The organism is Herbidospora yilanensis (genome assembly GCF_001570565.1).
GTDB lineage: Bacteria > Actinomycetota > Actinomycetes > Streptosporangiales > Streptosporangiaceae > Herbidospora > Herbidospora yilanensis.
Genome location: NZ_BBXE01000025.1, coordinates 160491 through 182320 on the forward strand (window position 1 = coordinate 160491; position 21830 = coordinate 182320).

General features: G+C 71.5%; 29 protein-coding genes. 19 read left to right on the forward strand and 10 right to left on the reverse strand.

Features of this window, described 5'->3' with window-relative positions; translation table 11 throughout:
- Positions 1-145: 145 nt before the first annotated feature.
- Complete coding sequence (locus tag AW273_RS36400) at positions 146-670, reverse strand: STAS domain-containing protein (RefSeq protein ID WP_062350036.1); 525 nt, start codon at positions 668-670, stop codon at positions 146-148.
- Between the two features lie 128 nt (positions 671-798).
- On the opposite strand from AW273_RS36400, the gene AW273_RS20215 reads away from it, so the two are divergent.
- The 5 genes from AW273_RS20215 (at position 799) to AW273_RS20235 (ending at position 4976) form a co-directional block, all read left to right on the forward strand.
- The gene (locus AW273_RS20215; protein WP_062350038.1) at positions 799-2043 is read left to right on the forward strand and encodes a sensor histidine kinase; all 1245 of its coding nucleotides are present in this window, start codon (positions 799-801) and stop codon (positions 2041-2043) included.
- Positions 2034-2678 (forward strand): response regulator, encoded by a 645-nt coding sequence (locus AW273_RS20220; protein ID WP_062341250.1) that lies wholly within the window; start codon positions 2034-2036, stop codon positions 2676-2678. Before AW273_RS20215 ends, AW273_RS20220 begins: the two co-directional genes overlap by 10 nt.
- Positions 2675-3082, forward strand: a complete 408-nt coding sequence (locus tag AW273_RS20225; protein WP_062350041.1) for a hypothetical protein — start codon at positions 2675-2677, stop codon at positions 3080-3082. The genes AW273_RS20220 and AW273_RS20225 overlap by 4 nt, the downstream gene beginning before the upstream one ends.
- 43 nt (positions 3083-3125) lie before the next feature.
- Entirely contained in the window at positions 3126-3620 is a 495-nt protein-coding gene (locus tag AW273_RS20230) for an FBP domain-containing protein (protein ID WP_062350043.1), read from the forward strand.
- 198 nt (positions 3621-3818) lie between these two features.
- On the forward strand, positions 3819-4976 hold the full coding sequence (locus AW273_RS20235) for an alginate lyase family protein (RefSeq protein WP_062350045.1): 1158 nt from the start codon (positions 3819-3821) through the stop codon (positions 4974-4976).
- Here AW273_RS20235 and AW273_RS20240 read toward each other — a convergent pair.
- Complete coding sequence (locus tag AW273_RS20240) at positions 4973-5374, reverse strand: DUF2000 domain-containing protein (RefSeq protein WP_232327515.1); 402 nt, start codon at positions 5372-5374, stop codon at positions 4973-4975. The genes AW273_RS20235 and AW273_RS20240 overlap by 4 nt on opposite strands.
- A 104-nt stretch (positions 5375-5478) precedes the next feature.
- On the opposite strand from AW273_RS20240, the gene AW273_RS20245 reads away from it, so the two are divergent.
- Genes AW273_RS20245 through AW273_RS20255 form a run of 3 tightly spaced genes read left to right on the forward strand, consistent with a single transcriptional unit; the run spans position 5479 to position 7255 of the window.
- Complete coding sequence (locus tag AW273_RS20245) at positions 5479-5949, forward strand: Lrp/AsnC family transcriptional regulator (protein WP_198168251.1); 471 nt, start codon at positions 5479-5481, stop codon at positions 5947-5949.
- A gap of 23 nt (positions 5950-5972) precedes the next feature.
- Complete coding sequence (locus AW273_RS20250; protein ID WP_062350051.1) at positions 5973-6674, forward strand: helix-turn-helix domain-containing protein; 702 nt, start codon at positions 5973-5975, stop codon at positions 6672-6674.
- A complete protein-coding gene (locus AW273_RS20255) occupies positions 6671-7255 on the forward strand; it encodes a hypothetical protein (protein WP_062350053.1) in 585 nt (194 codons plus the stop codon). The genes AW273_RS20250 and AW273_RS20255 overlap by 4 nt, the downstream gene beginning before the upstream one ends.
- Here AW273_RS20255 and AW273_RS20260 read toward each other — a convergent pair.
- Complete coding sequence (locus AW273_RS20260; RefSeq protein WP_062350055.1) at positions 7152-7883, reverse strand: hypothetical protein; 732 nt, start codon at positions 7881-7883, stop codon at positions 7152-7154. The two genes, AW273_RS20255 and AW273_RS20260, sit on opposite strands and share 104 nt — an antisense overlap.
- 161 nt (positions 7884-8044) lie before the next feature.
- Between AW273_RS20260 and AW273_RS20265 the strand changes: the two genes are divergently transcribed.
- Both AW273_RS20265 and AW273_RS20270 read left to right on the forward strand, forming a co-directional pair.
- Positions 8045-9472 (forward strand): alpha/beta hydrolase, encoded by a 1428-nt coding sequence (locus AW273_RS20265; RefSeq protein WP_062350057.1) that lies wholly within the window; start codon positions 8045-8047, stop codon positions 9470-9472.
- Positions 9473-9519: 47 nt separating this feature from the next.
- A complete protein-coding gene (locus AW273_RS20270; protein WP_157555969.1) occupies positions 9520-9933 on the forward strand; it encodes a hypothetical protein in 414 nt (137 codons plus the stop codon).
- On the opposite strand, the gene AW273_RS20275 is transcribed toward AW273_RS20270, so the two are convergent.
- Complete coding sequence (locus AW273_RS20275; RefSeq protein WP_062350060.1) at positions 9901-11124, reverse strand: cytochrome P450 family protein; 1224 nt, start codon at positions 11122-11124, stop codon at positions 9901-9903. The two genes, AW273_RS20270 and AW273_RS20275, sit on opposite strands and share 33 nt — an antisense overlap.
- A gap of 69 nt (positions 11125-11193) precedes the next feature.
- The gene (soxR, locus tag AW273_RS20280) at positions 11194-11634 is read right to left on the reverse strand and encodes a redox-sensitive transcriptional activator SoxR (RefSeq protein ID WP_062350134.1); all 441 of its coding nucleotides are present in this window, start codon (positions 11632-11634) and stop codon (positions 11194-11196) included.
- A 54-nt stretch (positions 11635-11688) separates the two neighbouring features.
- Between soxR and AW273_RS20285 the strand changes: the two genes are divergently transcribed.
- Positions 11689-12579: an NADP-dependent oxidoreductase gene (locus tag AW273_RS20285; protein ID WP_369409075.1), complete on the forward strand. Its 891-nt coding sequence runs from the start codon at positions 11689-11691 to the stop codon at positions 12577-12579.
- 9 nt (positions 12580-12588) lie between these two features.
- A complete protein-coding gene (locus AW273_RS20290) occupies positions 12589-12849 on the forward strand; it encodes a ribosome maturation factor RimM (protein WP_062350063.1) in 261 nt (86 codons plus the stop codon).
- 47 nt (positions 12850-12896) lie between these two features.
- Here AW273_RS20290 and AW273_RS20295 read toward each other — a convergent pair whose 3' ends face one another.
- Complete coding sequence (locus tag AW273_RS20295) at positions 12897-13493, reverse strand: nucleotidyltransferase family protein (protein WP_062350065.1); 597 nt, start codon at positions 13491-13493, stop codon at positions 12897-12899.
- 58 nt (positions 13494-13551) lie between these two features.
- Between AW273_RS20295 and AW273_RS20300 the strand changes: the two genes are divergently transcribed.
- Together AW273_RS20300 and AW273_RS20305 are read left to right on the forward strand one after the other, a co-directional pair.
- Positions 13552-14046 (forward strand): DUF1360 domain-containing protein, encoded by a 495-nt coding sequence (locus AW273_RS20300; RefSeq protein WP_062350067.1) that lies wholly within the window; start codon positions 13552-13554, stop codon positions 14044-14046.
- On the forward strand, positions 14043-14549 hold the full coding sequence (locus tag AW273_RS20305; RefSeq protein ID WP_062350069.1) for a DUF6328 family protein: 507 nt from the start codon (positions 14043-14045) through the stop codon (positions 14547-14549). Before AW273_RS20300 ends, AW273_RS20305 begins: the two co-directional genes overlap by 4 nt.
- Here AW273_RS20305 and AW273_RS20310 read toward each other — a convergent pair.
- A complete protein-coding gene (locus AW273_RS20310) occupies positions 14516-15463 on the reverse strand; it encodes a TIGR03557 family F420-dependent LLM class oxidoreductase (protein ID WP_062350071.1) in 948 nt (315 codons plus the stop codon). The genes AW273_RS20305 and AW273_RS20310 overlap by 34 nt on opposite strands.
- 62 nt (positions 15464-15525) lie before the next feature.
- Between AW273_RS20310 and AW273_RS37965 the strand changes: the two genes are divergently transcribed.
- Positions 15526-15675: a GPGG-motif small membrane protein gene (locus AW273_RS37965; protein WP_169807523.1), complete on the forward strand. Its 150-nt coding sequence runs from the start codon at positions 15526-15528 to the stop codon at positions 15673-15675.
- 54 nt (positions 15676-15729) lie between these two features.
- Here AW273_RS37965 and AW273_RS20320 read toward each other — a convergent pair whose 3' ends face one another.
- On the reverse strand, positions 15730-16449 hold the full coding sequence (locus AW273_RS20320) for a metallophosphoesterase family protein (protein ID WP_198168252.1): 720 nt from the start codon (positions 16447-16449) through the stop codon (positions 15730-15732).
- Positions 16446-16691, reverse strand: coding sequence for a BON domain-containing protein (locus tag AW273_RS20325; RefSeq protein WP_062350073.1), 246 nt, complete (start codon positions 16689-16691; stop codon positions 16446-16448). The genes AW273_RS20320 and AW273_RS20325 overlap by 4 nt, the downstream gene beginning before the upstream one ends.
- Before the next feature lie 275 nt (positions 16692-16966).
- Between AW273_RS20325 and AW273_RS20330 the strand changes: the two genes are divergently transcribed.
- Positions 16967-18163, forward strand: coding sequence for a glycosyltransferase (locus AW273_RS20330; protein WP_062350075.1), 1197 nt, complete (start codon positions 16967-16969; stop codon positions 18161-18163).
- Positions 18160-19083 carry a glycosyltransferase family 9 protein gene (locus AW273_RS20335; RefSeq protein WP_062350078.1) on the forward strand — a complete coding sequence of 308 codons (924 nt, stop codon included), beginning with the start codon at positions 18160-18162 and terminating at the stop codon, positions 19081-19083. Before AW273_RS20330 ends, AW273_RS20335 begins: the two co-directional genes overlap by 4 nt.
- Here AW273_RS20335 and AW273_RS20340 read toward each other — a convergent pair.
- Positions 19073-20080, reverse strand: a complete 1008-nt coding sequence (locus AW273_RS20340; protein ID WP_062350080.1) for a glycosyltransferase family 9 protein — start codon at positions 20078-20080, stop codon at positions 19073-19075. The two genes, AW273_RS20335 and AW273_RS20340, sit on opposite strands and share 11 nt — an antisense overlap.
- A 130-nt stretch (positions 20081-20210) precedes the next feature.
- Here AW273_RS20340 and AW273_RS20345 point away from each other — a divergent pair, with 130 nt between their 5' ends.
- Positions 20211-21515: a PfkB family carbohydrate kinase gene (locus tag AW273_RS20345; RefSeq protein WP_198168253.1), complete on the forward strand. Its 1305-nt coding sequence runs from the start codon at positions 20211-20213 to the stop codon at positions 21513-21515.
- A 30-nt stretch (positions 21516-21545) separates the two neighbouring features.
- The gene (locus tag AW273_RS20350; RefSeq protein ID WP_062350091.1) at positions 21546-21812 is read left to right on the forward strand and encodes a hypothetical protein; all 267 of its coding nucleotides are present in this window, start codon (positions 21546-21548) and stop codon (positions 21810-21812) included.
- Positions 21813-21830 lie beyond the last annotated feature (18 nt).

Genomic DNA, 21830 nt, shown 5'->3' on the forward strand with positions numbered 1-21830 from the left:
GCCTTTCCCTTTCGCGCCGGAACTGCGCGATCGGGCTGCGGCGGACGCGCCCGGCTCGCATGCCTGTGACGTGATCCGATGCGGCTCCGGTGGGGAACGTCGTGCCGCGCGCCTACGAGGGCCTGCCGGAGCAGGACGCGCGACGCTACCGGGCGAAGGCCTCGTCGACGGAGTCGTAGACCTTCAGCCGGGTTCGCAGGCCGAGGAGGTCGAACAGGCGGGCCACCCGCGGGGTCAGGGCGCAGTAGGCGGCCGGTCCCCGGCGGTGGGCGTCGAGGAGGACCTGGAGGCCCCCGCTGTCGATGAAGGTCAGGCCCGCGAGGTCGAAGACCACCCGCTCGCCGGAACGCTCCCGGACGTAGTCGTGGAACGCCGGTTCGGCCAGGGCGTCGATCTCGCCCTGGACCACGATGACCACGTCGCCCTCACGACGGTGGGTGGTCACCTGGAAGGTGCGGCCCGACAGACCGGGCTCGCCGTCGTCTTCCGCCGTCAATTCACGCTCTCTCTCCAGAACGGCCCGGGCGGCCTCGCGGAGGTCGACCCCGCCGCGCCACTCCGCCAGGTGCGCCAGATGATAGGCGGCGGCGTAGCGGCGTTCGGCCGGGTGAGCGGCGCGCTGCCGCTGGTCCTGACGGACACGCTCGGCGGCACGACGATGATCCTCCACATTCCCCACTCTTTCACTCATCCCCTACGCCCGCCACATCGGCGGCGCGGGGGTGGTGCCAGCACCACCTTTTTCCCGGGTCCCTCGTGGATGGTGACCACCCCCGCCCGGTCTCTACGGTTGTCCCCATGGCCCTCACCCAGACGCTCACCCCCTGGGACCGGTTGCGGTCTCACTGGGCCGCCCCGGCCTGGCTGCGCACCGCACACGTGGTGACCGGGGCGCCGGTCGCGCTGCTGGCGCTGGCCCTGATCGGCGGCCTGGCCGCCGTCTCGATCATCTTCATCTGGACGATCGTGGTCCCGCTCGTCGCGCTGCCGCTGATGTTCTGGCTGCTGCCGCGGCTGACCGGGCTGCAGCGCGGGCGCTTCGCGGCGTTCCTGTCCGTCGAGATCCCGGCCGCCCGGCGCAGGCCGAGCACCAGGAACCCCATCAGGTTCCTCTACGCCGAGATCCGCGACCCCCGCACCTGGCGGCAGCTCGCCTACCACCTGCTCGCCCCCCTCATCACCGGGGTCGGGCTGTTCGCCGTGATCGCGGCCTGGTCGGGGGCGCTGGCCTCGCTCACGGTGGCGATCAACTACTGGACCGACCCGGGCACCGTCGAGGGCAAGGGCTGGCTGATGCTGGCGCTCGCGGCGGCGCTGGCGGTGGCCGGGCCCTGGGCGGCCCGGCTGATCTGCTCGGTCGACGAGGTGGCCGCCGTTTCGCTGCTGGGCCCGAGCGCCGCCGACGTGCTGACCGAGCGGGTCGAGAGCCTGCGCGAGAGCCGCGCCGAGGTGATCGACGCGGCCGACGCCGAGCGGCGCCGGATGGAGCGCGACCTCCACGACGGCGCCCAGCGCCGGCTGGTGTGGCTGGCGATGAACCTCGGCATGGCCCGCACCACCCTCACCGACCTGCCCGAGCCGGCCAGGCAGGTGATCGCGCAGGCCCACGACGAGGCGAAGCTGGCGCTGAAGGAACTGCGCGACCTCGTGCGCGGGCTCCATCCGGCGGTGCTCGACGAGCAGGGCCTCGACGCGGCGCTGTCGGGGGTGGCCGCGCGGTCGCCGGTGCCGGTCCGGCTGACGGTCGACGTCGTGCGGCGGCCGTCGCCGACGATCGAGGCGGTGGCGTTCTTCGTGGTCTCCGAGGCGCTGACCAACGTCGCCAAACACGCCCAGGCCCACGAGGCGTTCGTGACCGTGCGGCGAGAGGGCGACCGGCTGATCGTCGAGGTGCTCGATGACGGCCGGGGCGGCGCCGACCCCGCCGAAGGCTCGGGCCTGCGCGGCCTGATCCAGCGGGCCGGTTCGGTCGACGGGGTGATCACGATCCTCAGCCCCGAGGGCGGGCCGACGACGATCAGGGCCGATCTGCCGTGCGGGTAGTGCTCGCCGAAGACTCGGTGCTGCTCCGCGAGGGCCTCGTCTGGGTGCTCCGGTCGGCCGGCATGGAGGTCGTGGCGGCCGTCGAAGACGCCGAAGGGCTGCTGCGCGCCGCCGAGGAGCACCGGCCCGACCTGGTCGTGACCGACGTGCGCATGCCGCCGTCCCACACCGACGAGGGGCTGCGCGCCGCCCTGGTGCTGCGGCGGCAGTGGCCCGGCCTGTCGATCGTGGTGCTCTCGCAGTACGTCGAGGAGCGCTACGCCGCCACCCTGCTCTCCACGACCACCACCGGGGTCGGCTACCTGCTGAAAGACCGGGTGGCCGACGTGCCCGAGTTCCTCGACGCGCTGCGCCGGGTCGCGACGGGCGGCACCGCCCTCGACCCCGAGGTCGTCGCCCAGCTCCTGGTCCGCCGCCACAGCGACCCGCTCGACCGTCTGACCCGCCGAGAGAAGGAGGTGCTGGCCTTGATCGCCGAGGGCCGCTCCAACACCGGCATCGCCGAGGCACTGTCTGTCTCGGAGAGCGCCGTGGGCAAGCACATCAACAACATCTTCGCCAAGCTCGACCTGTCCGGCGACGACAAAGACCACCGGCGCGTGCTGGCCGTGCTCCGCTTCCTGAGGGTCTCATGAAGGCGGCGACGCGGCTGCGCTGGCGGGTCGCCGGCGGCTTCCTGACCACCGCGATCCTGGTGCTCGGCGCGGCGGGCTTCGCCACGGCCGCGCTCGACGAGCCGGGTGTGCCGACGGCGCTGGTCGACAGCCAGACGACCGAGACCGTGCGCGACGAATACCTCCTCTACACGCGGCAGTTCGTGCTGGTCGACCACAGCGGCCCCGGCGTCCCGATCCACATCCAGCACGGCACGGGCGACCGGGTGATCATCGAGCGCGAGACCACGTGGGCGCGTGACCGGCCCGACCTGTCGCAGTCGTGGGATGGCCAGACCCTGACCATCGACTCCGGCGCCTGCCTGGGCTGCTCGGTCAGCTACCGGATCACCCTGCCCGAGCACACCGAGGTGGTCCGGCGGTGAAAAATCAGGTGAAACACCCCGCGGGGCGGGGTAGCGTCACCGGGTGATTCCGCTGGTAGAACGAGAGATCCGCTCCTCGTTCGTGAACTGTTCCAAGGGTGAGGCCTCCCGCCTCAACCTCCCGCGCGACCTGCGTGAGCTCGAATGGGAGTCGCTCGACTTCCTCGGCTGGCGCGACCAGCAGTCCCCCGAGCGGGGCTATCTGGTCGCCGAGCACAACGGGAGGCTGACGGGCATCGTCATGCGCTTCCCGCAGGGCGTCAAGCGCAGTGTCGTCAAGACGACCGTCTGCTCGGTCTGCGTGACCTCCCACGGGGGCACCGGCGTGGCGCTCTTCGTGGCGCCCCGCGTCGGGGCGGCCGGGCGGCAGGGCAACACGGTCGGCGCCTATCTGTGCTCCGACCTGGCGTGCTCGCTCTACATCCGGGGCCGTAAGGCCACCGACCGGTTGTCGGGCTCCGAGACGCTGTCGCTGGAGGACCGGATCGCCCGGTTGGTGCTGAACCTCGACGACTTCGTCGCGAAGGTGCTCGCCTAGGGAGGGGACCACGATGAGCAAGCGGACGCCCCGCTTCCAACCCGGCCCCGGGCAGGCATGACGCCTCCCGGGGCCTTCTCATGCGCCCAATTTCTTAGGAAACTTTCCTAACCATATTGACCCGGACTGTCAGGACTGTGTTTGATGAGCGCTCAAGAGCGCTCGTCCCACCCGTCTCCTTCTGTCCGGAGTCCGCCGATGGCACGCTCGTTATGCGCACTTCTGGTGCTCTTGTCCACCCTCGTCGCCACGCCCGCCCAGGCCGCGCCCGCCGTGTTCGCCCACCCGGGGGTCATGGTCAGCCGGGCCCAGCTCGACTTCGTCAAAGGCCGGGTCGCGGCGAACGCCCAGCCGTGGAAGGCCGCGTTCGACCAGATGGCGGCCTCGCCGTTCGCCTCGCTGACCCGCAACCCGACGCCCCGCGCGGTCGTGGAGTGCGGCTCCTACTCCAACCCGAACATCGGGTGCACCGACGAGCGGCAGGACGCGCTGGCCGCGTACACGCTGGCACTGCGCTGGTACATCACCGGTGACGCGCGCTACGCGACCAAGGCCATCTCGATCATGGACGCCTGGTCGGCCGTGCTGCGCGACCACACCAACAGCAACGCCCCGCTCCAGTCGGCCTGGGCGGCCTCCACGTGGCCGAGGGCCGCGGAGATCATCAGGTACACCTACACCGGCGGCTGGCCCAACGTGCAGCGGTTCGCGACCATGCTGCGCGACGTCTACCTGCCCGAGGTGGTCAACGGGTCGTCCAGCAACGGCAACTGGGAGTTGTCGATGATGGAGGCGGCCATCGGCATCGCCGTCTTCCTGGAGGACAAGACCGTCTACGACCGCGCCGTCGCCCGCTTCCGGGCCCGCGCGGCGGCCTTCCTGTACGTCGCCGCCGACGGCCCCCAGCCGAAGTATCCGCCGGTGGGGAACGTCGACACCTACGGCGAGCTGGTGAACTTCTGGCACGGCCAGACCACCTTCGTCGACGGCCTCAGCCAGGAGACCTGCCGCGACTTCACCCACACCGGCTACGGCGTCAGCGCGATCTCCCACGTCGCCGAGACCAGCCGCATCCAGGGCCAGGACCTCTATCCCGAGCTCGCCGACCGGCTCCGGCACGCGCTGGGCTTCCACGCCAAATACCAGCTCGGCACCGCCGTCCCCTCGTGGTTGTGCGGCGGCTCCCTCAACCTGGGCCTCGGCCCGGTCACCGAGGTCGGCTTCAACGCGCTGAACACCCGCATGGGCATCGCGATGACCAACACCCAGACCCTGACCGAGCGACAGCGCCCGGCCGGCACGAACTACCTGTTCGTGGCGTGGGAGACGCTGACCCACGCGAGGAACCCGAACTAACGCATCAGGGCCAGGCGCCGGGTCAGCTTCGTGACCGGCGCCTTCGGCCCGAAGACGACCAGGCCGACGTAGTCGATCTCCGCCGCCGGGGTCTCCGCCAGGGTCCGCAGGTACTCGCCGTACTCGCGGGCCCGCCGGGCGACCTCGGTGAAGCCCACCACCCGCACCTCCTCGGGCGCGGCGTCGTGGAGCTCGCGCAGCGTGCCGCCGGAGGCGGTCAGGACCGGCACCGGATGGGTGTTGAGGCCGGGGTGGACGTTCCCGTCGGCGTCCTTGCCGTCGGAGCCGAGCCAGCCGGTCAGCGCGTCGCCGAGGCTGAGGGCCAGCACGGCGGCCGCGTTCACGGCCAGGCCCGCGGGAAGGTCGTCGCGGAGAACCATGACGAGTTTGGTCTGCACCGGCTGACTCCGTTCAATCGCGTGGTCGACCCCGATGACTCTAGACATTCACCTGGCGGTCTAGCCCTCCGACCGAACGTTTGATCGGCGCTAGGGTGCGATTCATGGATTTGGACGACATAGATTCGGCGATCATCGCCCAATTGCAGCTCGACGCACGGCAGTCCAACCGCGAACTGGCCCGGCGGGTCGGCATCGCCGCCTCGACCTGCCTGGAGCGGGTGCGCGGCCTGCACGAACGCGGCGTCATCACCGGCTACCACGCCCAGCTCGACCTGTCGAAGATCGGCCGGAGCGTGCAGGCGATCATCGCGGCGCAGGTCAGGCCGCTGAGCCGGACCGTCATCAACAACTTCCACGACTGGGCCGCGCCCCGGCCCGAGGTCCTGGAGGTCCTGGTCGTGGCGGGCGGCGACGACTTCCTGATCCGGGTGGCCGTCCAGGACAACGAGCGGCTGCACGGCTTCCTCATCGACCACCTGGCCAAGCGCAAGGAGGTGGTCAGCTTCCGGACCCTGGTCGTCTTCCAGCACTCGGCGCCGACCGCGATCACGCCCCTGTTGACCATGACGTAGCGGCAACGTTTCTAATCGGAGGCATGCGGATCGGGGAACTCGCCGAGATCGCCGGGGTGTCCACCCGGGCCATCCGGCACTACCACCACATGGGCCTGCTGGCCGAGCCCACGAGGCGGGCCAACGGCTACCGCGACTACCGGCTGCGCGACGCCGTCGTGCTGGCCCGCATCCGGCGGCTGGCCGAGCTCGGCCTGTCGCTCGACGAGATCCGCGACGTGCTGGCCGACGACGAGGGCCGGGAGCTGCGCGAGGTCCTGCTGGAGCTCGACGCCGACCTGGCCCGCGAGCAGCAGGCTCTCGCGGCGAAACGAGCGCGCCTGTCCGTGTTGCTGGCGATCGAGGGTGATCTGAGCGCCGACGAGGTGGTCTCTCCGGAAATGGCCGACGTGCTGCGTGCCCTGCCCGGCGAGGGCTTCGCGAAGTTCGACCGGGAGATGATGTCGCTGCTTCCGCCCGACGTGCTGGCCGAACTGGGCCCGATGGTCGAGGGCGCGGCCGGCCTCTACGCCCGCCTCGACGCCCTCCACGACGCCGCGCCCGACGACCCCCGGGTGGCCGCGCTGGCCGCCGACCTCGCGGGCCTGCTGCCCGAGTCGATGCTCGGCGGGCTCGGCGAGGAGGCCGGCGAACGCTGGCTCGACGAACTCGGCGTCGAGGTCTCCCCCGCCCAGGCGGCGGTGTTCCACCAGGTCATGAACGCGTCGAGGGAGCGGAAACGATGATCGTGCGGCTGTTGCGGTTCGAGGTCGACGGGCTCGCGTCGGTCGGCCGGTGGCTGCTGAGGCGGCCGGACGTGCCGGCCGGGGCGGTGGCGGTGCCGTACGCGAAGGCGCAGAACATGCTCCTCACGGTCTTCCTCGTCATCCAGGTCGTCGAGACGGTCGGCGTGGAGCTGCTGCTGCGGGGGCTGGGCGTGCCCGAGGTGGTGCGCACCCCGCTGCTGGCCCTGGGCGTCTACGGGTCGGTCATGGTGGCCGGCATGATCGCGTCGGGCGTGGTCAGGCCCCATGTGGTGAGCGACGCCGAGCTCCGCGTCCGGCTCGGCCACTACCTCGACGTGCGCGTGCCGACCGAGCTGATCGAGAGCACCGGCACGGTCCGCGGCTACGACTCGTCGCTCAAGGTCGACGGCGATCGGCTGATCGTGCCGGTCGGATCGCAGACCAACACCCGCGTCACCCTGCGCGAACCGATCACCGTCACGCGGCCGCTCGGAAGGCGGGCCTCGGTGCGAGTGATCGACTTCTATGCGGAGTCACCACCGGTTCCAGCGGGGAGAGCGTCGTCAGCTCCCGGGCGGTGAGCACCATCCAGAGCGCGTCGGCCACGACCGAGGCGTCGAGCAGGACCTCGTAGGCCGCCCAGTGAGGGTCGCCGCCGACGAGAAGCTCCGGCGGCATCGGCACGACCAGCCCCGCCAGGTGCGTTCCCGCGGCGACCAGGCCCGCCACCAGAGTGGCGGTGCTCCATCGCCCGTCGGAGAACTGGAGCGTCAGCATCAGCCCCCACCAGACGATCAGCACGACCCCCAGGGGCGGGGACATGAGCAGCCCGATCAGGCCGAGGGCCGCCACCACGTTCCGCGCGGGAACGGGCCACTCCGCGAACACCCCCGGCAGCAGGATCGTGATGACGGCGATCAGGAGGAGGTACACGAGCATGACCAGGAGCTCTGGCAGTTCCATCAGCACCGTCCGCAGGACGGTGTCGCACAACGCCTTCGCGATGAGGGCCTGCCGCAGCCCTCGGTGCACCGTCAGCGGCGGCATGCGCAGCACCACCCAGAGCAGCCACGCCTGGAAGCCGCCGATCACCGCCAGGCCGGGGACCAGCGCCCAGCCTCCGGCGTCGTCGTCCCACCAGCCGTTCAGCGTCGCGACGGCGTGCAGCGCCCGGACCTCGCCGGTGATCGCGAAGTAGGCCAGCAGCACGCCATAAATGCCGACAATTGCCGCAACTAACGATTTCGACATGTCATTCATCCGTTTTCAGGTCGCAAAGCGACGATCTTAGCGCGGATTATTCGGATGAATGTGGGTGAAGCGACAAGCGCCTGACCAGGAGCAAAGCGGACTGCGATCCTGTCTCGGTCATGGTGGACCAGACTGCCTCCCTCGAACGGGTCACCGCCATCGCCGCCGAGCACCACACGGCACTCGATCAGGCGACCCGCCTGGTGCACGCCATCGCCTGGACCGGCGGTGGCGCCTCGGCATTCGCCGAACTGCTCGTCGAGCAACGCACCACCCTCCACACGGCCCTCTCCGAATCGATTTCCCTTTTTTCCGGTACGCCCGAACTCGCGGCCGGAAAACCCGAGCTCTCCCGGCCGAAGGGCATGTTCTCGGGTTTCTCCCGGAATGTGCTGCCGACCCTCGCCGGTGAATTGTGCGCGGCCTCCCAAGACCTGGAGGAGATCGCCGTGTTCCTGGCCCGGGAGTTGTCGGCGGCCGGGGTGTCCGACCGCCCGGCCCGGGTCATCGCCGACATCGCGTTCTGGTCGGGCGAACAGGCCAGGGACATCCGCGCCCGGCTGGTCGAACTGCCCCCGGGCGAGACCCTGTCCGCCGCCCTGGCCGCCTACGGCGTGTTCGGCGCCCACGCCGGCGACGAGGGCGGCGCCGAACCGCTGCTCACCAGGGTCACCGCCGGTGATCCGGCGGCCGTCGACGCCCTGCTGGGCCTCCAGCACCGCTGGGCCTCCCCCGGTCTCGGGGCCCGGATCAACTCGTGGTGGACGCTGCAACGTCCGGTGGTCCGGGCGGCCTCCCTGGGCCTGCCCGCCTTCGGCGGTCTGCACGGCCTCCCGGCGGTGGTGCGCGACTCCGCCAACCGGGAGTTCCTCCGGGTCGAGCACGGGCTGCTCACCCACGAGCTCCACCGGCTCGGCGCGTCGGTGATGTGGCAGTCCGACCGCGACCTGCCGCGGAGCTGGGACCGGGTGAACATCCAGCTCAAACGCCTGGAGAAGATCAAATCGGTGACGGCGCCGGTGCCCGGCTACCCCGACCCGATGCTGCTCGGCTTCGACGTCGCGGGCCAGGGACGGCTGACCGTCTCGTGGGGTGACCCCGACACCGCGCAGACCACGGTGATCTTCGTCCACGGCCTGAACACCGGCCTCGCCGACGCGACGACCAGTGTCACCCGCGCGCAGCTCCTGTGGCGGCAGGCCTCGACCATGGCCGGCACCCCGGTCGCCTGCGTCACCTGGGACGGCTACGGCGCCCCGCTGGTCGACTTCGGCGCCTTCGCCCCCGATCGCGACGCCGACCTCGGCGGCCGCGCGCTGACCGCGTTCTGCCTGGGCCTGCGGGCCGCGCACATGCCGTCGGATACGGCCAGGAGCGTGCTGATCGGGCACGGCGACGGCGCGCTGACCGTGCACCGGGCCCTGGCCGGGCGCGACGGGCTGGCCGACGACGTGATCCTCCTCGAACAGGGCGACGGTGACTGGCGGCCGGAGTCGGCCGCCCTCCGCGACGTGGCCACCATCGTCAACGGATCGAGGCCCCGATGAAGACCGCCCTCGTGTTCTGGTTCCTTCTCACGCTCACGGGATGTGGCATGTCGGACGACGAAGAACTGACCCAGAACCGGGCGACCGACCGGGTGGAGAAGCTGGTCCGCGACACGGCCGGGGCGCTGACGCCGCAGCCCCAGCTCGAACTCATCCCGGTGTCGGTGACCCCGACCGCCTGCCTCGACAAGAGCGAGTCGCTGCAGAAGATCGTGGTCAGCCGCGCCTACTGGCTGCGGGGCGTCGACCGCAACCAGCACATGGTGGTCTCCCGCCAGGTCGCCGACTACTGGAAGGAGCAGGGTTTCCAGGTCATCGCCAGGAACGCCCAGCCCGACAACCCCGACCTCAGCGGGCTCACCGAGCCCGACAAGTTCATCCTCGCGCTGACCTGGGGTTCCGGCGACCACATCTATCTGGCCGCGACCTCACCCTGCGTCTGGCCGGAGTCGTACCGGTAGCCGGTCGAGGGCGCGCAGAAGCGGCAGCGGCCGCCATCGGAGCTCCTCCGCCGGCACGGCCAGGCTCATCTCCGGGAACCGCTCGAACAGCCGCGACAGTGCGATCCGCGCCTCCAGCCGGGCCAGCGGCGCCCCCAGGCAGTAGTGGATGCCGTGCCCGAAGGCCAGGTGGGGGCCGTCGTCGCGGGTGAGGTCGAGCCGGTCGGGCTGGGGGAACTCCGCCGGGTCGCGGTCTGCCGCCGAGAGGGCCACCGCGACCAGCTCGCCCTTCGGGATGGTCACCCCGGCGATCGTGACCTCCTCCCCGGTCACCCGCTGCGGCGCGAAGTTGAGCGGGCCGTCGTACCGGAGGAACTCCTCGACCGCACTGTCGATCACGTCGGGGTCCTTGAGCAGTTCGATCCGCTGGTCGGGGTGGGTGAGCAGGGCGAGGACGGCGTTGCCGATCAGGTTGACCGTGGTCTCGTGCCCGGCCAGGAACAGCAGGAAGCAGGTCGAGACGAGCTCGACGTCGTCGAGCTTGTCCTCATGGTCGCGGGCCTGCACCAGCCCGGTCAGGATGTCGTCGCCCGGCGCGGCCCGCTTCTCCTCGATGAGCGCCGAGAACCGCTCGACCAGGCCCGCGATGCGGCGGTCGCGCTCGGTGGGGTCGTCTCCGGCGCGGAAGGGCCGCTCCAGCAGGCCCCGCAGGTGCGCCCGCAGGTCGTCGCGGTCGCGCTCGGGCACCCCGAGGAGCTCGCAGATGACCGTCATCGGCAGCGGATAGGCGAAGACGTCGATCAGGTCGACGTCGCCGTCCATCCGGTCGAGCAGCCCGGCGGCGATCTCCTCGACGCGGGGCCGGAGCCGTTCGACCGCCCGGGGCGTGAACGCCTTGCTGACCAGCCGCCGCAGCCGGGTGTGGTCGGGCGGGTCGCTGTTGAGCATGTGCGAGGCCAGCTCGGCGGGCTGGACGCGGGCGTCCGGCGTGGTGACGGCGCGCTGGAGGGCTTCGCGGAGGGTGGCGGCGTCCTTGCGGAGGCGGGGATCGGCCAGCGCCTCGCGGGCGTCGTCGTAGCGGGTGATCAGCCACATGCGGATCCCGTTGGGCATCACGACCTGGACGACCGGCCCCTCGGCGCGGAGCGCGTGGTAGGCGCTGTGAGGATCCCGCAGGTAGTCGTCACCGAGCTCGGGCAGACCATGGGACACGCGAGGCTCCTTTCCCCACCCGTAGTCATGGCCCGCCGGCCCGGCCGCGACGCCGATCGGGCCGAGCTTTTACGGGAAACGGTGCGGACCGGGACCTTTCCGGCCGAGGACGTCGCCGGGGTTCGAGTAGGGGCACGACACCAGAGACAGGCAGCCGCAGCCGATGCAGTTGGAGAAGTTGTCGCGCAGGGCGGTCAGCTCCTCGATGCGCCTGGTCAGGTCGTCGTGCCACTCGCGGCTGATCCTGGCCCAGTCGCGCTTGCCGGGCAGACCATCGGCCGGGAGGCGGTCGAGGGCCTCCTTGATGCGCTCCAGGGAGACGCCGACCCGCTGGGCCACCCGGATGAAGGCGATCACCCGCAGCACGTCGCGGCGGTATTCCCGCCGGTTGCCTGCCGTGCGGCGGCTCTGGATGAGGCCGAGGCTCTCGTAGTAGTGGAGGGCCGAGACGGCCACACCGGCGCGTTCGGCGACCTGGCCGGGCCGGAGCCAGACCGCGTCGGGATCGATCACCCTGCGTCTCCCCGTTGACGTCAAGTGCGCTTGATGAAGTGGACTCTACCCATGGCAATGATGCGGGCGGCCGGAGTGGCCGAGTTCGGGGCGGCGGATCGGCTTCGGATCGTGGCGGTGCCCCGGCCGGAGCCGGGGCCGGGTGAGGTGCTGGTCCGGGTGCGGGCGGCCGGGGTGCAGCCGGCCGACGTGGCGGTGCGGTCGGGGTGGCTGCCGCCGGGGGCGCCGCCGGCGGAGTTCCCCGTCGTGCCCGGCAACGAGTTCGCGGGGGTCGTCGAGGGCACCGGCGAGGAGGTCGCCGGGTTCCGGGTGATGCGGTGCTACGCGGAGTACGTGGTGGTCCCGGAGACGCAGATCGTGCCGAAGCCCGAAGGGGTCGGCTGGGCCGAGGCGGGGGCGCTGTCGGCCTCGGGCCAGACGGCGCACACCGCCCTGGAACGCCTGGACGTCCGGAAGGGCGAGACCCTGCTCGTGCACGGCGCGGCCGGCGGGGTGGGGACGATGATCACGCAGCTCGCCGTGCGGAGGGGCGTCCGGGTCGTCGGCACGGCGAGCGCCGCCAACCAGGACCATCTGCGCGGCCTCGGGGCGGTCCCGGTCGTGTACGGCGACGGGGAGCCCGACCGGCTCAGGGAGGCCGGGCCGTTCGACGCCGTGCTCGACGCGGCCGGACGCGGGAACCTGCGCACCGACGTGGAGCTCGTCGCCGACCGGTCGCGGATCGGCTCGATCGTCGACTGGGAGCTCGCCAGGGAGCTCGGCTGCCTGTGGATCGGCAGCGACCGGAACCAGGCCAGACTCGCCGAGCTGCTCGACCTGGTCGCCCACGGCGAACTGCGGGTGACCGTCAGGGCGGCGTACCCGCTCGAAGAGGCCTGGAAGGCGCACGCCGACGTGGAATCGGGGCACGGGCGGGGGAAGGTCGTGCTGATTGTCGGGTAGGGGAGGCCGATGGACGGAAACGCACTCACCGTGAACCTCATCGGCTGTCAGGTCGAGGCCGTCGACGGCCGGATCGGAACCGTCGACGCCGTCAGCGGCGAGATCGGCGAGGGCCACCTCGTCGTCGACACCGGACCGTGGATCTTCGGACACCGGGTCATGCTGCCCGCCGGCGTGATCACGCAGGTCGACGCGTCGCATCGGAAGATCTACGTCGACCGGACCCGGAAGGAGATCAGCGACGCGCCCGACTTCAACATGGCCCCCTGAAAAGGACGAAGGCCCCGCCCCATCGATGGGGCGGGGCCTTCCGTCGTTCACGGCCAGCGTTCGACCCGCACCGGGGACGGCTTCTCGATCACTCCGAGGCGTTCCAGCAGCACCAGGAACGTCGAGGCGTAGGGCGACGACTCGACCACCCCGGCCACGCGGTCCCAGTCGACCTGCTCCCGCATCGCCCGCACGGTCGGCAGCAGGCCCGAGTAGTCGCAACTGTGCTCCGACAGCGGCAGGATCCACGAGATCACCAGGTCGGTCGCCTCCAGCACCGGCAGGCTCAGCGCCGCGGTGTTGATCATCGTGGCGCGCCCGATCATCTCGGGGGTGACGGGCCGGTCGGCCAACTGGAAGATCAGGTCGACCAGCACGCCCTCTTCGTCGAAGGCCTTGACCAGCCAGTCCTCCGGTGGGCGTTCGGTCCGGAAGCCCAGGTTCCCCAGCGTCTTCAGTGCCAACGGGACGTCCTCTTCGACCAGCGCGAAGTCGACGTCGTGGAGTGAGGGGGCCGCTCCCCTCGCATACCCGCCGCAGCCGCCGGCCAGGGCGAAGCGCACGCCCACCTCTTTGAGACCGGACCCCGCCCGCTTCAGCGTGTCCAGGATGGCGTCGGTTACCTCGTGACTGTGACTACCCACGCCGCACCGTTTGCCCCGGAACGTTCGACCCAAACAATCCGGGGTACTACGTCGCGCCATGACCGAGACCCTCAGAGAGATCAACGACGCGTACTCCAAGGAGCGCCCCTTGGCTTCTTACGCCAGGGTCCTCGGTGTGTACGGCACCGCCGTCGCCGCCCTCCTGGCCGCCGGAAGGCTCACCGGGCACGCGGCCCCCGACCGGGTGACGCCCATGGACCTCGCCCTGATGTCGGCGGCCACCCACCGCCTGTCCCGCACGATCGCGAAGGACACCGTCACCAGCCCGCTCAGGGCGCCCTTCACGCGGTACGTCGGGGTCTCCGGGCCCTCCGAACTGAAGGAGGAGGTCCGCGGCGACGGTCACCGCCACGCCGTGGGCGAGCTCCTGAGCTGCCCGTTCTGCCTGGCCCAGTGGATCGCGACCGGCTACGCGGCCGGAATGGTCTTCGCCCCCCGGGTGACCCGCCTGGTGGGCGCGACGATGACGGCGGTGGCGGTGTCCGACTGGTTACAGCTCGCGTACGCAAAAATGATCAAGGTGGCGAAATGACGGAACAAGAGCCCAGGATCCTGTTGACCAACCCCGAGGAGAACCCCAAGGAACGGGTCGACCGTGAGCTGAACGAACTCCTCCAGGGCCTGCGGGTCCAGTCGACCGGGGTGCAGGTGCTGTTCGCGTTCCTGCTCACGCTCCCCTTCTCCGCCGGGTTCAGCCGGGTCGACGAGTTCGGCAAGTGGCTCTTCTACGCCGCCCTGGTGTCGGCGGCGGTGGCCTCGATCTGCCTGCTGGCCCCCGCGGTGCAGAACCGGATCCTGTTCCGGTCGGGGCTGAAGGAGATCATGCTCCACCGGGCCAACGAGCTGGCGGTGGTCGGGGGGATCGCCCTGGCGGTGTCGATGACCTGCTCGACCGGGCTGGTCGTCGAGGTCTACCTGGGCGCCACCCCGGCCATTCTGATCGCGGCCGGAGTGGTGTCACTCAGCTCCTGGTTGTGGTTCGTGCAGCCGCTGGTGACCCTTCAGCGGAACCGCGGCAGGACCGCCGACTCGTAGAACTCGAAGAAGCCCTCCTGCTCGGGCCCGATCTGGGAGATGTAGATCTCGTCGTATCCGGCGTCGACGAACTGCTGGATCGCGGCGATGTGCACCTCGGGATCGGGACCGGCCGGCAGGGTCAGGTCGTCGGGCCGGACCAGCGTGGCGAGCTGCTCGAAGTGGCGCGGCAGCGGAAGGAGCTGGTTGGCCTCCCCCTGGATGCCCTCGGTGGGCCACAGGCGGTGGGCCAGCCGGCGGGCGTCCTCCTCGTCGGTGCCCCAGCAGACCTTCAGGCCCGCCTGCGCCGGCTTCCCCGCGCCCCCGGCCTTCCGGTACGCCTCCAGCAGTTCCGCGTCCGGCATCACCGACACGAACCCGTCGCCGATCCGGCCCGCGAGCTCCGCCGAGCCGGGGCCGAAGCCCGAGACGTAGACGGGCGGTGGCTCGTCGGGCAGCGTGTAGAGCCGCGCGTTCTCGACGTCGTAGAACTCGCCGTGATGGGTGACCAGGCCGCCCTCCCACAGTTCGCGGATGATCCCCACGGCCTCCTCCAGCATGCGCTGCCGGTCGCCGGACGGGGGCCACGGGTCGCCGAAGATGTGCTCGTTGAGGGCTTCGCCCGTGCCGACACCGAGGTGGAAGCGGCCGTCGAGCAGGACCTGCGCGGTCGCCGCGGCCTGCGCCACGATCGCCGGATGGATACGGACCAGCGGACAGGTCACCGCCGTCGTCACCGGCAGGGAGACCACCTGGGAGAGCGCGCCGATCACCGACCAGACGAAGGAGCTCTCGCCCTGCTCGTCGATCCAGGGGTGGAAATGGTCGGAGATCCACAGGCCCTCGAACCCCGCCTGTTCGGCGAGCACGGCCTGTCTGACCAGCTCTTTCGGGCTGTGCTCTTCGGAACTGAGGAAGTAACCAAAACGTGTCATGAAATCTCCCCTGCCCATGTTCCCTGGCGTTAATGACCGCTTCGGGAGGGCAGTCGAGCTTCATGGCTACTTTGCTCTGGATCATCGCGGTCGTACTCGTCATCGCCGGGATCTACGTGATCCTCGCTCGCCGGGACATCCTCTGGGGGATCGTCCTCATCGTCCTCGGGTTCCTCGTGGGGCCCGGCGGCGTCAGTATCTTCAACGTATAGCGATCATGAAAACACGACGATGGCGGCCGGAACGTCCGGCCGCCATCACGTGTTCTAACACTCTTCCGCACCGAGGCAGTAGGTGGCGTAGGCCCGGCTCAGCACCGGCAGCGCCACGTTCCTGACCCGGATGCCGCCCGGGGTCATGCCCTTCTCGGTGCCCGCGTGGGCGTGGCCGTGGACGATCAGGTCGGCGCCCTCCGCGTCGACCGCCTCGGCGAGCAGATAGCTGCCGAGGAAGGGGTAGATCTCCGGCGGCTCCCCGGCCAGCGTCTCCTTGACCGGCGAATAGTGGCTGAGCACGACCCGGTATTCGGTGTCGAGGCTCTTCAGCGCGATGCGCCACCGGTCGGCGATCTCCCGCGTGTGCCGGACGAACGCCTTGGTCTCGGGCTCCCCGAACTCGCTGGCCGACTTGCCGGCGAAGCCACCGCCGAAGCCCTTGCCCCCGGCGACGCCGAGCCGCCCGCCGAGGATCGTCTCGGCGCTGTCGTCGAGGACGATCCCGCCGGCCTCCCGCAGCACGGCGACGATCTCCTGCTCGGCGTCGGAGTGGTAGTCGTGGTTGCCCAGCACGAAGACGACGGGCACCGGCAGGCCGCGGAACTCCTCCGCGACGATCTTGCCTTCGTCGAGGGTGCCGTGACGGGTCAGGTCGCCGCCGACCAGCAGGACGTCGGCTCGCTCCTCGATGCCCTCCAGGTGGGGCCGGTAGCCGCCCCGCTGGGCCTCTCCCAGGTGGATGTCGGCGACGGCCGCGACACGGATGCTCACAGTTGCTCCTCCTCCCCGGGGTCACGGACCTCCACGCAGGTCACCTCGTTGTGGACGGTCAGGCCCGGGGCGGCCTCCCGGGCCACCTCGGTCAGCAGATGACGCTGGTCGTCACCGGTCACCTGACCCCGCAGGAAGACCTGGTCTCCGCGCACGTCGACCCGGATGCCGAGTTCGTTCGTCCGGCCGTCCTCCGCGATGGCTTGCTGCACGCGGGCGGCCACATATTGCGGTGTGTCCATAGAGAAAACGCCTGCCCGCCGCTTTTCCGGCGAAACAGGATGTTTGCTGGACGGCTTCATAGGTTAAAGTGGAGGCAATCTTGTGCCTAGGAAGCAGGCACCTCCCTCGCTGACGCATGCCGTCCCGGAGGTCCCTTGCTCACCGCACATTCCCCCCATTTCGCCGCGTCTAACCGGCGTGCTCTCCTCCCGGCTCCCGTGACCCCGGACTCGGGCCACCCGTTCGCTCGCGATCCCGCCCGCGAGCGGGACCAGCCGTTCCCGGAGGTAACCCCATGAAGATCGCCATGATCTCGGAGCACGCCAGCCCGCTCGCCTGCGTCGGCACCACTGACGCCGGAGGCCAGAACGTCCACGTGGACGCCCTGGCCAGAGCGGTCGCGGCACTCGGTCACGAGGTCGTCGTCTACACCCGCCGCGACGACGAGAAGGCGCCCGAGAGGGTGCGGATCGCGCCCCGCGTCACCGTCGTCCACGTGCCGGCCGGTCCGGCCAGGAAGATCCCGAAGGACGACATCCTCCCGTGGGTGCCGCACTTCGCGAAGTGGCTGCGGGAGCAGTGGTTGTTCGACCGGCCCGACGTGGTGCACAGCCACTTCTGGATGAGCGGCCTGGCCGCCCTCGGCGCGGCCCGGGACCTCGGGATCCCGGTCCTGCACACCTACCACGCGCTCGGCTCGGTCAAGCGGCGGCACCAGGGCGCCGAGGACACCAGCCCGGCCGACCGGATCGAGGCCGAGACCCGGATCGGCCGCGAGGCCGACGCCATCGTCGCGACCTGCACCGACGAGGTCGACGAACTGCGCCGGATGGGGATCAGCCGGCGGCGGGCCCGGGTCGTGCCGTGCGGCGTCGACCTGGCCCGGTTCAACCCGCACGTCCCGGCACCGGCCACGGCCCGGCCCCGGCTGGTGTCGATCAGCCGCCTGGTGCCCCGCAAGGGCGTGGCGACGATCATCGAGGCGCTCCGCGGGATCAAGGGCGTGGAGCTCGTGGTGGCCGGCGGGCCGCCCGCCCACTCGCTGCACCACGACCCCGAGGTGACCCGGCTGCGCTGGCTGGCCCAGCGGAACGGGGTGGCCGACCGGGTCACCTTCACCGGCCAGGTCGGCCGTCAGGACGTGCCCGCGCTGATGCGCTCGGCCGCCGCCGTCGTCAGCGTGCCCTGGTACGAGCCCTTCGGCATGGTCGCGCTTGAGGCGATGGCCTGCGGGGTGCCGGTGGTCGCGTCGTGCGTGGGGGGCCAGAAGGAGACCGTGGTCAACGGGATCACCGGCGTGCTGGTGCCGCCGCGCCGGCCCAGCGCGCTGGCCAGGGCGGTGCAGCGGTTGCTGGCCGACCCGGTGCGGATGAGCGCGTTCGGCATCGCCGGGGCCGACCGGGCCAGGGCGCGTTACGGCTGGAACAGGATCGCGACGGAGACGGTCGCCGCCTATCGAGAGGTCGGCGTCCGGTTGGGGGCGACCGCATGACGACCGCACTCGTGCTGCGCGCGCAGGGCATCGGCCATCTGCTGACGGCCGTGCCGGCCCTGCGCGCCCTGCGCCGCAGTGGCATCAGGATCGCCCTGGCCTGCCCGCCGGAGCTGAGCGAACTGGCCGCCCTGACCGGGGTGGTCGACCGGCTCATCCCGGCGTACGGCCTGGAGCCGATCATGTGGCCGGGGCTCACCGACCGCGGCTCCGACCTGCCCTTCTTCCCCGAGATCGCGGTGAACCTGCACGGCCGGGGGCCGAGGTCCACGGAGTTGCTGGCCGACCTGCGGCCCCGGAGGTTGTGGGCGTACGCGGAGGAGGCCTATCCCCCCGGGCCGAAGTGGGACGACGACGAGCACGAGACGCGGCGCTGGTGCCGCCTGGTCGAGTGGTACGGCCTGAAGGCCGACCCCCGCGACCTGCTGCTGCCCCCGCCGATGACACCGAGCCCGGCGGCCGGCGCGGTGGTGATCCACCCGGGCGGGACGGGCCTGTCGCGGCGCTGGCCGCCGGAACGGTTCGCCGAGGTGGCGCGGGCGATGGCCGGAGAGGACCTGCCGGTCGTCGTGACCGGTTCGCGCAAGGAGCGCCCGCTGGCGCTGCTGGTGGCGACGCAGGCGGTGCTGCCGCCGCAGATCGTGCTGGCGGGCCGGACGTCGCTGCGGGAGTTGTGCGCGGTCGTGGCCGGGGCGCGGCTGGTGATCAGCTCCGACACGGGGGTGTCCCAGCTCGCGACGGCCTACGGCACCCCGTCGGTGACGATCTTCGGCCCGGAGCGGCCCGAGCGCTGGGGCCCGCCACGGGAACGGCCCCGCCATCAGGCCCTGCGCGATGGCGCCGACCCGGCGAGCGTGACCACCGCGGACGTGCTGAGGGCCGCTTCGGCGGTCCTGAACGACGGCCTGGTCAGGCGCTGAGCAGTTCGCCGGCCTGGGCGGCGACCGCCTCCGCGCCCACGTCGGTCAGCCACGACACCGGGTGGTCGCAGCCGCCCGGTTCGCGGAGGCCCACCCCTCCGCAGGTCGGGCAGGCCGTCGTCCACGAGATGAGGGGGCGGTGGTGGCTGCGGGTGAGCGGTCCGGCGTTGATCAGGTCGCCGCACCAGTAGACCCCGACGGTCGGCGTGCCCGTCGCGGCGGCCAGCCGCCGGGGGCCGCTGTCGTTGGCGATCACCACGTCGCAGGCCGTGTAGAGGGCCGCCAGGCCGCCCGCCGACAACGCGCCGACGACCGGGATCGACCGGGGGATCAGCGCGGCGACCTTCTCCACCAGGTCGCGTTCGTGCTCCCCGCCGGTCACCGCGACCGGTCGCCCCAGCCGGGCGGCGGCCTCGGCGAAACAGGAGGCGGGCCAGCGGCGGCGGGCGTCGCGGCCCCCCGGGTGCACCGCGATGAGGCCGCGCGGGAGCTCCCCCAGGACCGACCGCAACTCGGCGTAGTCGTCGCGGGTCACCCGCATGCGCGGCTCGACGTCGTCGGCGCTCGCCCCGACCAGGCCCGCCACCTCCAGGAACCGCAGGGTCTCGTGCTGGTAGGGGACGTAGGGCACCCAGCGGTCGAGCGGCTGGGCGTCGTCGCCGCGCAGCCCGGCGGTCACCCGGGCGCCCAGGCCGTTGACGAAGGCGTTGGCGTGGTGCCCGTCGCCGTGCATCTGGAGTGCCAGGTCGAAGCGGCCGACGAGTTCCGGCGGCGCGCCCGGTGACTCCTCCATGGGCGGCACGGGCACGACGTCGTCGACCGGGCCGGGACGGCCGCGCAGGAACGGCACCTGCCACTCCCGGCCGAGCAGGGTGATTCTCGCGGCGGGATAGGCACGGCGCAGCGCCTCCACGGCGGGGAGGATCAGCAGCAGGTCACCCAGGGCCGTGGCCCGCAGAACGGCGATCCGCTCGACGCTCTCGACGATGAGGTTCATCGCAGGACCTTCTTTGCGGCAGATTCGCTTCGATCGGTTCGGTTTCGGTACCCCGGCCCGGTTACCCGAGGGGTCCATGAGCAAACACGCTGCGGTTTTCCCCGCACGCCCCCGGGCAGCAGAGATGCCCATGACGGAAGAGACAGTGCGCCGCTTCCCCGGCCTCACGGCCGTGGTCGTCGGGGACGTGATGCTCGACTCGTGGCTCCAGGGCCAGGCCAGCCGGATGGCGCAGGAGGCGCCGGTGCCGGTGGTCAGCGTCGAGCAGATCGAGCACGCCCCCGGGGGCGCGGCCAACACCGCCGCCAATCTCGCCGCGCTCGGTGCCCGCGTGCACCTGGTCGGCGTCGCCGGCGCCGACCCCGCGGGGACGGCGCTTATCGGAGCCCTCCTTCGCCACGAGGTGGACGGGCCCATCGTCACCCGCAGCCGCCGGACCGCCGTGAAGCGGCGGGTCATGTCGGGCGGGCAGATCGTGGCACGGTACGACGAGGAGGACCGTTCCCCCATCTCCCCTCAGGTCGAGGGCGAACTGGTCGCCCAGATCCGCGAGCTGGCCGACGTGGCCCACGTGGTCATCGTCTGCGACTCGGGCGCGGGCGTCTGCACCGAGGAGGTCCGCCGGGCCCTCTCGGACCTGCCGATGCTGGTCGTGGACGCCTACGACCCCGAACTCTGGCGCGACGCCGGACCGGCCGCCGTGCTGGCCAGGCATGACGCCTGCGACCTCCTCGCGGACGACTGCGCCCCCATAGTGGTCTCCGACGAGGGCGACGGCGCGGTCGTCCACCGGGAGGGCCGCCCGCCCTACCGGACCAGACCGGCCTCCGGCGACCTCGTGGGCGCGGGGGCCGGCGACACCTTCACCGCGGTCTTCGCGCTGGCCCTGGCCGCTGGGGCCGATCCGGCGACCGCCGCCGACCTGGCCCAGGCGGGGGCCGACGTCGTCTCCCGCCGCCCCGGCACGGCGGTCTGCGACGCGGCCGACCTGCTCGCCGAGCTGGGCCGCCCGCGCCCGGCAATGCCGGCCAAGGTCCTGGCCGAACGGGTCGCCGTCGAACGGGAGCAGGGCCGCCGCATCGTCTTCACCGACGGCTGCTTCGACGTCCTGCACCCCGGTCACGTGACCTGCCTGGAGCAGGCCCGCCGGTTCGGCGACGTGCTGGTCGTGGGGGTGCGGGACGACCGCAGCGCCGCCCGCAGGAAGGCCCCCGACCGGGTGGTCAACACCGCCGAGGACCGGGCGGCCGTGCTGGCCGGGCTGGGCTCGGTCGACTACATCACGCTGATCGAGGACGACACCCCGGCGTCCCTGCTGAAGCTCATCCGCCCCGACGTCTACGTCAAGGGCGGCGGCGGCCACCCCGACCTGCTGCCGGAGGCCCGCCTGGTGCGGGAGCTCGGCGGCGAGGTCCACGTCGTCGAACGGCGATAACGCACGAAATCGGAGGGTAGGGGATAAATCATGACAGAGCCGAGAAAGACCGAAGAACAGGTCGACGCCCGGGGCAAGCCCATGGTGCCGGCGACGCCGCGCGACGTCGTCCACGTCAGGCTCGGGTCCTTCGGCCTGGTGATCGCGATCGCCGTGGCGGTGATCGCCGGCCTCAGCGGCGTGTGGTGGCTGATGATCATCGGCATCGTGGCCGCGGTCGGCATCGGCGTCGACATGTACGTCGCGACCCGCCGCCAGCGCTCGCTGGGCGGCGGCCCGCGCGCCGAGGCCGGCTGACCGGCCGGGGAGGGACCG